This window comes from Priestia sp. LL-8, from assembly GCF_036227845.1.
In the GTDB taxonomy this organism is placed as follows: domain Bacteria; phylum Bacillota; class Bacilli; order Bacillales; family Bacillaceae_H; genus Priestia; species Priestia zanthoxyli.
On record NZ_JAZAQH010000001.1, the window covers coordinates 153315 to 166225 of the forward strand.

Genomic DNA, 12911 nt, shown 5'->3' on the forward strand with positions numbered 1-12911 from the left:
AGAAGGTGAATCAATGAAAATTTGTTTATTTAATCAGGTGGAGTGTTTAGAGTTAGAAGCACTACTTAGAGAAGAAATGAAGAGAACAAACGTGGCTTTTCAACAAAGTTTGAATCATGTAGTTCTTGAACGAAACATTCAAGAGAAGTATCAAATCCTCTCAAAGATCTTGCTAAGGTTCGGTGAAAGCAGGGAAGTAAATAAGGTTTTTTGATGAAATGAAAAAAACTTTTCAAAAAGTGTTGACTTTATATAGTACAGATGTTAAATTATTAAATGTCGCTGATGAGTGATTGGAAAACAATCGCAATTCATCAGAAATAAAATATTAAAAAAGTTGTTGACAAATGAAAGACAACTTGTTAATATAATAAAGTCGCTCAAGAGCGGCGGTTGAACTTTGAAAACTGAACAAAGCGACAAACGTCAACGTTAATTTTTATTTTTTAAATGAGCAAGTCAAACATTTCTTCGGAGAGTTTGATCCTGGCTCAGGATGAACGCTGGCGGCGTGCCTAATACATGCAAGTCGAGCGAACTGATTAGAAGCTTGCTTCTATGACGTTAGCGGCGGACGGGTGAGTAACACGTGGGCAACCTGCCTGTAAGACTGGGATAACTTCGGGAAACCGAAGCTAATACCGGATAGGATCTTCTCCTTCATGGGAGATGATTGAAAGATGGTTTCGGCTATCACTTACAGATGGGCCCGCGGTGCATTAGCTAGTTGGTGAGGTAACGGCTCACCAAGGCAACGATGCATAGCCGACCTGAGAGGGTGATCGGCCACACTGGGACTGAGACACGGCCCAGACTCCTACGGGAGGCAGCAGTAGGGAATCTTCCGCAATGGACGAAAGTCTGACGGAGCAACGCCGCGTGAGTGATGAAGGCTTTCGGGTCGTAAAACTCTGTTGTTAGGGAAGAACAAGTGCGAGAGTAACTGCTCGTACCTTGACGGTACCTAACCAGAAAGCCACGGCTAACTACGTGCCAGCAGCCGCGGTAATACGTAGGTGGCAAGCGTTATCCGGAATTATTGGGCGTAAAGCGCGCGCAGGCGGTTTTTTAAGTCTGATGTGAAAGCCCACGGCTCAACCGTGGAGGGTCATTGGAAACTGGGGAACTTGAGTGCAGAAGAGAAAAGCGGAATTCCACGTGTAGCGGTGAAATGCGTAGAGATGTGGAGGAACACCAGTGGCGAAGGCGGCTTTTTGGTCTGTAACTGACGCTGAGGCGCGAAAGCGTGGGGAGCAAACAGGATTAGATACCCTGGTAGTCCACGCCGTAAACGATGAGTGCTAAGTGTTAGAGGGTTTCCGCCCTTTAGTGCTGCAGCTAACGCATTAAGCACTCCGCCTGGGGAGTACGGTCGCAAGACTGAAACTCAAAGGAATTGACGGGGGCCCGCACAAGCGGTGGAGCATGTGGTTTAATTCGAAGCAACGCGAAGAACCTTACCAGGTCTTGACATCCTCTGACAACTCTAGAGATAGAGCGTTCCCCTTCGGGGGACAGAGTGACAGGTGGTGCATGGTTGTCGTCAGCTCGTGTCGTGAGATGTTGGGTTAAGTCCCGCAACGAGCGCAACCCTTGATCTTAGTTGCCAGCATTTAGTTGGGCACTCTAAGGTGACTGCCGGTGACAAACCGGAGGAAGGTGGGGATGACGTCAAATCATCATGCCCCTTATGACCTGGGCTACACACGTGCTACAATGGATGGTACAAAGGGCTGCAAGACCGCGAGGTCAAGCCAATCCCATAAAACCATTCTCAGTTCGGATTGTAGGCTGCAACTCGCCTACATGAAGCTGGAATCGCTAGTAATCGCGGATCAGCATGCCGCGGTGAATACGTTCCCGGGCCTTGTACACACCGCCCGTCACACCACGAGAGTTTGTAACACCCGAAGTCGGTGGAGTAACCGTAAGGAGCTAGCCGCCTAAGGTGGGACAGATGATTGGGGTGAAGTCGTAACAAGGTAGCCGTATCGGAAGGTGCGGCTGGATCACCTCCTTTCTAAGGATTTTTACATGACGTACGTTTTGACACTTTGTTCAGTTTTGAGAGTTCAATCTCTCAATTATAGAAAGCACACTACTTTCTTCTTATTAGATAAGAAGAATTTTGGTTGCGATTGTTCTTTGAAAACTAGATAACAGTAATTGCTGAGGAAAAGTGAAACTTTTCTTTAATCAAACCAATAAATAACACAACAATATGTTGTACCATTTATTCGCTAATGGTTAAGTTAGAAAGGGCGCACGGTGAATGCCTTGGCACTAGGAGCCGATGAAGGACGGGACTAACACCGATATGCTTCGGGGAGCTGTAAGTGAGCTTTGATCCGGAGATTTCCGAATGGGGAAACCCACTGTTCGTAATGGAACAGTATCTTTATCTGAATACATAGGATATTGAAGGCAGACCCGGGGAACTGAAACATCTAAGTACCCGGAGGAAGAGAAAGCAAATGCGATTTCCTGAGTAGCGGCGAGCGAAACGGAATTAGCCCAAACCAAGAGGCTTGCCTCTTGGGGTTGTAGGACACTCTATACGGAGTTACAAAGGAACGAAGTAAATGAAGCGACCTGGAAAGGTCCGTCGAAGAAGGTAACAACCCTGTAGTTGAAACTTCGTTCCCTCTTGAGTGGATCCTGAGTACGGCGGAACACGTGAAATTCCGTCGGAAGCTGGGAGGACCATCTCCCAAGGCTAAATACTACCTAGTGACCGATAGTGAACCAGTACCGTGAGGGAAAGGTGAAAAGCACCCCGGAAGGGGAGTGAAAGAGATCCTGAAACCGTGTGCCTACAAGTAGTCAGAGCCCGTTAACGGGTGATGGCGTGCCTTTTGTAGAATGAACCGGCGAGTTACGATCCCATGCAAGGTTAAGCTGATAAGGCGGAGCCGTAGCGAAAGCGAGTCTGAATAGGGCGTTTAGTATGTGGTTGTAGACCCGAAACCAGGTGATCTACCCATGTCCAGGGTGAAGTTCAGGTAACACTGAATGGAGGCCCGAACCCACGCACGTTGAAAAGTGCGGGGATGAGGTGTGGGTAGCGGAGAAATTCCAATCGAACCTGGAGATAGCTGGTTCTCTCCGAAATAGCTTTAGGGCTAGCCTCATGTTGTGAGAGTCTTGGAGGTAGAGCACTGATTGGACTAGGGGCCCCCAACGGGTTACCGAATTCAGTCAAACTCCGAATGCCAAAGACTTATCCATGGGAGTCAGACTGCGAGTGATAAGATCCGTAGTCAAAAGGGAAACAGCCCAGACCACCAGCTAAGGTCCCCAAGTATACGTTAAGTGGAAAAGGATGTGGAGTTGCTTAGACAACCAGGATGTTGGCTTAGAAGCAGCCACCATTTAAAGAGTGCGTAATAGCTCACTGGTCGAGTGACTCTGCGCCGAAAATGTACCGGGGCTAAACGTATCACCGAAGCTGTGGATTGACATCTTTGATGTCAGTGGTAGGAGAGCGTTCTAAGTGCTGTGAAGTCAGACCGTAAGGACTGGTGGAGCGCTTAGAAGTGAGAATGCCGGTATGAGTAGCGAAAGACAAGTGAGAATCTTGTCCACCGAATGCCTAAGGTTTCCTGAGGAAGGCTCGTCCGCTCAGGGTTAGTCGGGACCTAAGCCGAGGCTGAAAAGCGTAGGCGATGGCCAACAGGTTGATATTCCTGTACCACCTCCCCGCCGTTTGAGTAATGGGGGGACGCAGTAGGATAGGGTAAGCGCGCTGCTGGATATGCGCGTTCAAGCAGTTAGGCTGATGAGTAGGCAAATCCGCTCATCATAAAGGCTGAGCTGTGATGACGAGGGAATTATAGTACCGAAGTTCCTGATTCCACACTGCCAAGAAAAGCCTCTAGCGAGGCGGGAGGTGCCCGTACCGCAAACCGACACAGGTAGGCGAGGAGAGAATCCTAAGGTGATCGAGAGAACTCTCGTTAAGGAACTCGGCAAAATGACCCCGTAACTTCGGGAGAAGGGGTGCTCTGGTAGGGTGTATAGCCCGAGAGAGCCGCAGTGAATAGGCCCAGGCGACTGTTTAGCAAAAACACAGGTCTCTGCGAAGCCGCAAGGCGAAGTATAGGGGCTGACGCCTGCCCGGTGCTGGAAGGTTAAGAGGAGGGGTTATCCTTTGGGAGAAGCTCTAAATCGAAGCCCCAGTAAACGGCGGCCGTAACTATAACGGTCCTAAGGTAGCGAAATTCCTTGTCGGGTAAGTTCCGACCCGCACGAAAGGCGTAACGATCTGGGCACTGTCTCAACGAGAGACTCGGTGAAATTATAGTACCTGTGAAGATGCAGGTTACCCGCGACAGGACGGAAAGACCCCGTGGAGCTTTACTGTAGCCTGATATTGAATTTTGGTACAGCTTGTACAGGATAGGTAGGAGCCTGAGAAGCCGGAGCGCTAGCTTCGGTGGAGGCGTCGGTGGGATACTACCCTGGCTGTATTGAAATTCTAACCCGCGGCCCTGATCGGGCCGGGAGACAGTGTCAGGTGGGCAGTTTGACTGGGGCGGTCGCCTCCTAAAATGTAACGGAGGCGCCCAAAGGTTCCCTCAGAATGGTTGGAAATCATTCGTAGAGTGTAAAGGCACAAGGGAGCTTGACTGCGAGACCTACAAGTCGAGCAGGGACGAAAGTCGGGCTTAGTGATCCGGTGGTTCCGCATGGAAGGGCCATCGCTCAACGGATAAAAGCTACCCCGGGGATAACAGGCTTATCTCCCCCAAGAGTCCACATCGACGGGGAGGTTTGGCACCTCGATGTCGGCTCATCGCATCCTGGGGCTGTAGTCGGTCCCAAGGGTTGGGCTGTTCGCCCATTAAAGCGGTACGCGAGCTGGGTTCAGAACGTCGTGAGACAGTTCGGTCCCTATCCGTCGTGGGCGTAGGAAATTTGAGAGGAGCTGTCCTTAGTACGAGAGGACCGGGATGGACACACCGCTGGTGTACCAGTTGTCTTGCCAAAGGCATCGCTGGGTAGCTATGTGTGGACGGGATAAGTGCTGAAAGCATCTAAGCATGAAGCCCCCCTCAAGATGAGATTTCCCATAGCGCAAGCTAGTAAGATCCCTGAAAGATGATCAGGTTGATAGGTCAGAGGTGGAAGCGTGGCGACATGTGTAGCTGACTGATACTAATCGATCGAGGACTTAACCAAACTTTAAAAGCGTAAGCTTTACTCAGCAAACTGTTACCTAGTTTTGAGAGAACAAAACTTTTTAAAAAAGTCTTGCTTTCTTTATCAAATCATGTATAATATATTATGTCTGGTGGCGATAGCGAAGAGGTCACACCCGTTCCCATACCGAACACGGAAGTTAAGCTCTTTAGCGCCAATGGTAGTTGGGACTTTGTCCCTGTGAGAGTAGGACGTTGCCAGGCTATTATTATTCCACAGTAGCTCAGTGGTAGAGCTATCGGCTGTTAACCGATCGGTCGTAGGTTCGAGTCCTACCTGTGGAGCCAACTGGCCCGTTGGTCAAGCGGTTAAGACACCGCCCTTTCACGGCGGTAACACGGGTTCGAATCCCGTACGGGTCACCATTTATTTTTATCTACATAATAGTGGAGGATTAGCTCAGCTGGGAGAGCACCTGCCTTACAAGCAGGGGGTCGGCGGTTCGATCCCGTCATCCTCCACCACCGTGCCGGTGTAGCTCAACTGGTAGAGCAACTGACTTGTAATCAGTAGGTTGGGGGTTCAAGTCCTCTTGCCGGCACCATTTATATCGGAGGGGTAGCGAAGTGGCTAAACGCGGCGGACTGTAAATCCGCTCCTTCGGGTTCGGCAGTTCGAATCTGCCCCCCTCCACCATCTTTATTGGGCTATCGCCAAGCGGTAAGGCAACGGATTTTGATTCCGTCATGCGTTGGTTCGAATCCAGCTAGCCCAGCCATAGAGAGCCATTAGCTCAGTTGGTAGAGCATCTGACTTTTAATCAGAGGGTCGAAGGTTCGAGTCCTTCATGGCTCATTTTAATAAGCGGAAGTAGTTCAGTGGTAGAACACCACCTTGCCAAGGTGGGGGTCGCGAGTTCGAACCTCGTCTTCCGCTCCATTTCTATATAAAAAAAGATATTGGGGCCTTAGCTCAGCTGGGAGAGCGCCTGCCTTGCACGCAGGAGGTCAGCGGTTCGATCCCGCTAGGCTCCACCATACATATAAACGTACAACCTTTAAGCAATTTGCTTAAAGGTTTTTTTGTGCAGTTTCTACAAATTAGAATTGTATATATATTCAAAAAAGTGTCGAGTTGAGCCATCGCTCATTTAGCCGTTACAATAAGAGAGTAGCAACATTTGTGATGGGGGGACATATTATGAATAAGCTTTCAATTATTGGAGTACCGATGGATTTAGGTCAAACTCGCCGTGGGGTCGATATGGGGCCAAGTGCGATACGATATGCAGGTGTCATTGAACGCATCGAGAATATTGGCTATAGTGTAGAAGATAAAGGGAATATTGAAATTGCCTTAGCTGAACGAGTACATAGTGATGAAAATACAAACTTAAAGAATTTAAAAGCTGTAGCAGATGCTAGCGAGAGGCTTGCTCAGACCGTAAGTGATGTTATTACAAATAAAAGGTTTCCTTTAGTGCTAGGGGGAGATCACAGTATCGCTATCGGAACACTAGCAGGAGTAAGTCGTCATTATAAAAACTTGGGCGTGATTTGGTATGATGCACACGGAGATTTGAATACAGCAGATACGTCTCCTTCAGGAAATATTCACGGTATGCCATTGGCGGCAAGTATAGGTGTAGGAGACGAAGCATTGACTCGAATTGGTGGTTATACACCTAAAGTTAAGCCTGAAAATATTGTGATTATCGGAGCACGTTCTTTAGATGAAGGAGAAAAAGAGCTAATAAAGGAAAAAGGCATTAAAGTGTATACGATGCATGAGATAGATCGAATGGGCATGACAAAAATAATGGAAGAAACAATTTTATATTTGCAGGATAAAACAGATGGCGTTCATCTATCACTCGATTTAGATGGACTGGATCCACATGATGCACCTGGAGTAGGAACACCAGTTATCGGTGGAATAAGCTATAGAGAAAGTCATTTAGCTATGGAGATGTTGGCAGAATCTCAGCTAATCACTTCTGCTGAGTTTGTGGAAGTGAATCCTATTTTAGATGAACGGAATAAAACAGCTACCGTAGCTGTTGCATTAATGGGCTCACTTTTAGGAGAAAAATTAGTATAAAACATTAATACCTACCAAAAGGTACATGAAATATATATGAAGATAAAAAAAAAGAAGCTCTTAGTTCAGATTCGAGAGCTTCTTTATATAGAGAAAAACTTTTCATATTCATTTAATAAACCATCTAGCTCTGAACTTACTCTCACCACTGTTAGTGATGATAAAGGGTTTTCTGCTGCAAGAGTGACCATGTTATTTCTACATTCTTCAATTTGATTCAAAAGGTTCTCTTTTGTATGAGTCAAGCTTTCCACTCCTCTTCTTTTCATCTATACTAATTACATAACCTACGTACGATCTTTTTAAACGTATTTGACAAATTTTTGTTAAAATAATTAAGCATAAGTGAAACTTTATGATAAAGTACACGTATATATACTATCCCGCAATGGGCGGAGGTAACCGTTACATGGATTTATTATTAAAAAGGAAAATAAAAAAAGTAAAAAAAGGTGACCAGGATGCGTTTGCTGACATAGTAGAATATCACAAGGATAAACTTTTTCATCTATGTTATCGAATGTTAGGAAACCGGGAAGAGGCGCAAGACGCTGCACAAGAAGCGTTTATTCGAGCCTATGTAAATATTCATAGCTATGACACAAGTAAAAAGTTTTCCACCTGGTTATATCGAATTGCTACAAATCTTTGTATTGATCGAATTCGTAAAAAAAAGCCAGACTATTATTTAGATGCAGAAGTAGCCGGGACCGACGGGTTAAATATGTACTCTCAAATAGCTGCCGATCAGGCCTTACCAGAGGAAGAACTAGAGCAAGTAGAATTGCAAGAATTCATTCAGTCGGAAATATTAAAGCTACCTGAGAAATATCGAACTGTCATTGTCCTAAAATATATAGATGAGCTGTCGTTAAAAGAAATCAGCGATATTTTAGACCTGCCGCTTGGTACGGTAAAGACTAGAATTCACAGAGGACGTGAAGCTTTAAGAAATCGACTTCGCCACTTGTAAGGAGTGAACTAAGAATGAAATGTCCAAAAATGTATGTAAATCTCATTCATGAACATTTAGATGGAGATATTACAAAAGAAAATGAACTATTATTAAAAGAGCATTTGCATCAATGCAAAGGTTGTCAGCAGCATATGCATCAGTTAAAAAGAACCATTGCATTTGTGCAAAGCACTTCTCATATAGAATTACCTATGAACTTTACAGCAGGTGTTATGGCTGGGTTACCACGTGAGAAGAATCGAATTCGAATGAATAGATGGTTTACAAACCACCCGATTCTTAGTGCAGCTGCTGTATTTGTGCTGTTAATGTCCGGCACGGTGTTTTCAGCTTGGGAAACGGATGAAGACTTTTCTGTTTCAAAGCAGCCGAACCTAGTCATTCACGATAAAACAGTCGTTGTACCGAAAGGTGAGACCGTTAAAGGTGATATTACTGTGAGAAATGGCGATATTAAAATTGAAGGAAAAGTAGATGGAAACGTTACTGTTATACATGGTGATAAGTACCTAGCTTCTGCAGGAGAAGTGACAGGCAATATTGAAGAGTTAGACAAGATTTTTGACTGGGTATGGTATAATGTCAAAACTCATGCCAAACAAGCTGTTGACTTTTAATAGTTGAAACATAAAACCGTCCGCTTATCTTGTTAGAGAGGAACAGTGGACGGTTTTATTTATATAAAAAGAAGGCTACATTATATAGGAACAAGGATTTAAAAATAAGATGTAATTTACAGTGTAATTTTGTTTTATGGTATAATAAAACGGTTATGTTATCTTTATTACATATATAGAGGAAGTGAGAAGATGCCTATTGGAGACCTGCCAATCCTCTCATATTTAGGAAAAATTGTTGATGTTCTCCTGGTATGGTTCGTCATATATAAATTAATTATGGTCATAAGAGGTACAAAAGCAGTACAGCTTTTAAAAGGAATCACGGTGATTTTAGTTGTCCGCTTTATAAGTAACTTCCTTGGACTAAATACGCTACAATGGTTAATGGACCAAGCGTTAACGTATGGGTTTTTAGCTATCATTATTATCTTCCAGCCAGAGCTGCGCCGAGCGCTTGAACAGCTTGGGAGAGGACGTTTGTTTTCACGCAGTAATTTGCCTGAAGAAGATGAACGTACCGTTACGATTGAGGCGATTATAAAAGCAACGCATTATATGGCTAAAAGACGCATAGGTGCATTGATCTCAATCGAAAGAGAGACGGGTATGGGTGATTATATTGAAACAGGTATACCGCTCAACTCTAATATTTCTTCTGAATTATTAATCAACTTATTTATACCGAATACACCACTTCATGATGGAGCAGTTATTTTACAGCGGGATCAAGTAGCCGCTGCAGCATGTTACTTACCTTTATCTGAAAGTCCTTTTATTTCAAAAGAATTAGGTACTCGCCATCGTGCTGCTGTAGGAATAAGTGAAGTAACAGATAGTGTGACTGTCATTGTATCTGAAGAAACTGGAGGCATTTCTGTTACCAAAAATGGTGAATTGTATCGTGAATTGACAATTGATACATTGAGAGAAATGCTAGAAAAAGAATTAGTCACAACTTCTAAAGCAACTTCTTCCACTCGTTGGCAATGGAGGTTGAAGAAGAATGGATAAATTGATGAATCGATCGTGGGTTATGAAAATTATCGCGTTGCTGTTAGCCTTCATGTTATATTTATCTGTTAATTTAGATGATGGTGCGAGTTCATCAAATAAGTTTCTGAACCGAAGCAGTTCTGCCAACACTGGAGTAGAAACATTAACAGATGTTCCGGTTCAAGTATCCTACAATGAGAAGAACAGAATTGTAAGAGGTGTTCCGGATACGGTTATTATGACACTGGAAGGTCCTAAAAATATTTTGGCTCAAACAAAGCTACAAAAAGATTATCAAGCTTATATTGACCTTGATAATTTAAGCTTAGGGCAGCATAGAGTCAAGGTTCAGTATCGAAATATCTCTGATAATTTAAACGTAGTGGTTAAGCCTGATATTGTAAACGTAACAATTGAAGAACGCGATTCAAAACAGTTTTCAGTAGAGGCAAGCTATGATAAAAACAAAGTCAAGAATGGATATGAAGCAGGGGAAGCAACCGTTAGTCCAAGAGCCGTCACGGTAACGGGCGCATCAAGTCAATTGGATCAAGTTGCTTATGTGAAAGCTATTATTGATTTAGATAATGCTTCAAAAACAGTTACAAAACAAGCAACTGTTGTCGCACTAGACAAGAATTTAAATAAATTGAATGTAACAGTTCAACCAGAAACGGTCAATGTAACAATCCCGGTGAAAAATATTAGTAAAAAAGTGCCGATCGATGTGATTCAAGAAGGCACGCCAGGCGACGGTGTCAACATTACGAAGCTAGAGCCTAAAACAGATACAGTGAAAATTATTGGTCCATCTGATTCTTTAGAAAAAATCGATAAAATTGATAATATTCCAGTCGATGTTACTGGTATTACGAAATCTAAAGATATTAAGGTGAATGTCCCTGTTCCAGACGGAATAGATAGTGTAAGTCCTAAACAAATTACCGTTCACGTGGAAGTAGACAAACAAGGTGATGAGAAAGACGCAGAAGAAACGGACGAAAGTACAGCTGAGACTAAGTCATTTAAGAATTTGCCGGTTTCTTTAACTGGTCAATCCTCAAAGTACACGTATGAACTGCTTTCTCCTACTTCAGTAGATGCGGATGTAAAAGGACCAAAATCTGATTTAGATAAGTTGACGAAAAGCGGCATTAGCTTGTCAGCGAATGTAGGGAATTTATCTGTTGGGGAGCATACGATTCCTATTATAATAAATAGTCCCGACTCTGTTACATCAACACTATCGACTAAACAGGCAAAAGTTCGTGTAACAGCGAAAAAACAATCAGGGACAAATGATGAGCAAACGGATAAAGAAACAAGTGGAAGCACGAGCGATAAAGAAACAAAGCCAGACACGGGAACTGGATCAGGAGCAAATCCTGGGACGGGAAATTCAGGTGATTCAACTGATAAACCAAGCGAAGAGACTGACACACCTGAAGGCAATACAGATACACCAACAGATAATACAGAAACTGGTGACGATAGTAGTAATCAAAGTGATGAAAATTCTACACCCGTAGATGGACAGACAGATAATACATCAGGAAACTAAATGTTTTGACATGAAGGAGAGAAAATTAATGGGTAAGTATTTTGGAACAGACGGAGTACGAGGAGTTGCCAATAGTGAATTAACTCCTGAGCTTGCTTTTAAAATTGGACGCTTAGGTGGTTACGTTCTAACAAAAGATTCAGAGCGACCGAAAGTATTAATCGGACGCGATACACGTGTTTCTGGTCATATGTTAGAAGGAGCGCTTGTTGCAGGATTGCTTTCAATTGGAGCAGAAGTTATGCGACTAGGCGTTATTTCAACTCCAGGGGTAGCGTATTTAACAAAAGCACTTGGCGCACAAGCAGGAGTCATGATCTCTGCTTCGCATAACCCAGTTCAAGATAACGGAATTAAATTCTTTGGTCCAGATGGATTTAAACTTTCAGATGCCCAAGAGAATGAAATTGAAGCGTTAATGGATAGTGAAACAGATCAATTACCAAGACCTGTTGGGGGAGACTTAGGCCAGGTAAATGACTACTTCGAAGGTGGACAAAAATATCTTCAATACTTAAAACAAACGGTTGATGAAGACTTCTCAGGTATTCATGTGGCATTAGACTGTGCGCACGGAGCAACGTCATCTTTAGCAGCACATTTATTTGCAGATCTAGATGCAGATATCTCTACAATGGGGGCATCTCCAAACGGATTAAACATCAATGATGGTGTAGGATCTACACATCCGGAAGCATTAAGTGCCTTCTTAAAAGAAAAAGGAGCGGATGTTGGGTTAGCATTTGATGGAGACGGAGATCGTTTAATCGCAATCGATGAAAAAGGCGAGATTGTAGACGGTGATCAAATCATGTTCATTTGTGCAAAATACTTGTATGAACAAGGACGTTTAAAGAAAAACACGCTTGTTTCTACCGTTATGAGTAACTTAGGCTTCTATAAAGCACTAGAAGCTAGCGGAATTGAAAGTGCACAAACTGGTGTAGGCGACCGTTATGTAGTGGAAGAAATGAAAGCTAATCAATATAACCTAGGTGGAGAACAGTCAGGTCATATTATTTTCTTAGATTACAACACAACAGGTGACGGTATGCTTTCAGCTATTCAGCTTGTAAACATTATGCAAGCAACGAAAAAGCCTTTATCAGAATTAGCAGCTGAAATGAAGAAATATCCTCAGCTTCTTGTAAATGTAAAAGTAACGGATAAGCATCATGTTACAGATAACGAGAAGGTAAAAGTGGTTATTGAAGAAGTGGAAAAAGAAATGAACGGTAATGGCCGAGTACTTGTACGCCCTTCAGGAACAGAGCCGTTAGTACGTGTTATGGTTGAAGCACAAACACAAGAAGAATGTGAAACTTATGTAACGCGTATCGTAGAAGTAGTAAAAGCAGAAATGGGCTTAGAGTAATTCATTAATTATATGCATAAGCGGTGACGTTTCAAGCTGCTTATGCATATTTTTATATTGTTGAGAAAAATTCTTGGAAATTATCTGATGCTAAAGGCTGTTTTTACAGATAGTAAAGAAGATAATTGACGTTTTCTCACTTCT

At 43.5% G+C, this 12911-nt stretch carries 7 protein-coding genes, 9 tRNA genes and 3 rRNA genes; 18 read left to right on the forward strand and 1 reads right to left on the reverse strand.

What is annotated here, in order from left to right:
- The first annotated feature begins 468 nt into the window (after positions 1-468).
- The 13 genes from U9R83_RS00885 (at position 469) to rocF (ending at position 7242) form a co-directional block, all read left to right on the forward strand.
- Positions 469-2020, forward strand: a 16S ribosomal RNA gene (locus U9R83_RS00885).
- Positions 2021-2245: 225 nt separating this feature from the next.
- Positions 2246-5181 (forward strand): 23S ribosomal RNA (locus tag U9R83_RS00890).
- A 108-nt stretch (positions 5182-5289) separates the two neighbouring features.
- Positions 5290-5405: ribosomal RNA gene (gene rrf, locus U9R83_RS00895) — 5S ribosomal RNA — on the forward strand.
- Together the 16S, 23S and 5S rRNA genes with 9 tRNA genes alongside form the textbook arrangement of a ribosomal RNA operon.
- 9 nt (positions 5406-5414) lie before the next feature.
- Positions 5415-5489 (forward strand) — tRNA-Asn (locus U9R83_RS00900).
- A 3-nt stretch (positions 5490-5492) separates the two neighbouring features.
- Positions 5493-5567 (forward strand) — tRNA-Glu (locus U9R83_RS00905).
- Positions 5568-5590: 23 nt separating this feature from the next.
- Positions 5591-5666, forward strand: a tRNA-Val gene (locus U9R83_RS00910).
- Positions 5667-5670: 4 nt separating this feature from the next.
- Positions 5671-5746, forward strand: a tRNA-Thr gene (locus tag U9R83_RS00915).
- An 8-nt stretch (positions 5747-5754) separates the two neighbouring features.
- Positions 5755-5838: transfer RNA gene (locus U9R83_RS00920), tRNA-Tyr, on the forward strand.
- 7 nt (positions 5839-5845) lie between these two features.
- Positions 5846-5920 (forward strand) — tRNA-Gln (locus tag U9R83_RS00925).
- A 4-nt stretch (positions 5921-5924) separates the two neighbouring features.
- Positions 5925-5997, forward strand: a tRNA-Lys gene (locus tag U9R83_RS00930).
- A 9-nt stretch (positions 5998-6006) separates the two neighbouring features.
- Positions 6007-6081 (forward strand) — tRNA-Gly (locus U9R83_RS00935).
- 22 nt (positions 6082-6103) lie between these two features.
- Positions 6104-6179: transfer RNA gene (locus U9R83_RS00940), tRNA-Ala, on the forward strand.
- 163 nt (positions 6180-6342) lie between these two features.
- Positions 6343-7242, forward strand: a complete 900-nt coding sequence (gene rocF, locus U9R83_RS00945; protein ID WP_014461999.1) for an arginase — start codon at positions 6343-6345, stop codon at positions 7240-7242.
- 83 nt (positions 7243-7325) lie between these two features.
- Here the strand turns inward: rocF and U9R83_RS00950 are convergent, their stop codons facing one another.
- Positions 7326-7487, reverse strand: coding sequence for an aspartyl-phosphate phosphatase Spo0E family protein (locus U9R83_RS00950; protein WP_013054968.1), 162 nt, complete (start codon positions 7485-7487; stop codon positions 7326-7328).
- A 164-nt stretch (positions 7488-7651) separates the two neighbouring features.
- On the opposite strand from U9R83_RS00950, the gene sigW reads away from it, so the two are divergent.
- The 5 genes from sigW (at position 7652) to glmM (ending at position 12767) form a co-directional block, all read left to right on the forward strand.
- Entirely contained in the window at positions 7652-8215 is a 564-nt protein-coding gene (gene sigW / locus U9R83_RS00955; protein WP_013054969.1) for an RNA polymerase sigma factor SigW, read from the forward strand.
- A gap of 14 nt (positions 8216-8229) precedes the next feature.
- Positions 8230-8835, forward strand: a complete 606-nt coding sequence (locus U9R83_RS00960; RefSeq protein WP_013081391.1) for an anti-sigma factor family protein — start codon at positions 8230-8232, stop codon at positions 8833-8835.
- A gap of 192 nt (positions 8836-9027) precedes the next feature.
- Complete coding sequence (cdaA, locus tag U9R83_RS00965) at positions 9028-9849, forward strand: diadenylate cyclase CdaA (protein ID WP_013054971.1); 822 nt, start codon at positions 9028-9030, stop codon at positions 9847-9849.
- Positions 9842-11392, forward strand: coding sequence for a CdaR family protein (locus tag U9R83_RS00970; RefSeq protein ID WP_328575053.1), 1551 nt, complete (start codon positions 9842-9844; stop codon positions 11390-11392). Before cdaA ends, U9R83_RS00970 begins: the two co-directional genes overlap by 8 nt.
- A 28-nt stretch (positions 11393-11420) precedes the next feature.
- Positions 11421-12767 (forward strand): phosphoglucosamine mutase, encoded by a 1347-nt coding sequence (gene glmM, locus U9R83_RS00975; protein WP_042992391.1) that lies wholly within the window; start codon positions 11421-11423, stop codon positions 12765-12767.
- Positions 12768-12911 lie beyond the last annotated feature (144 nt).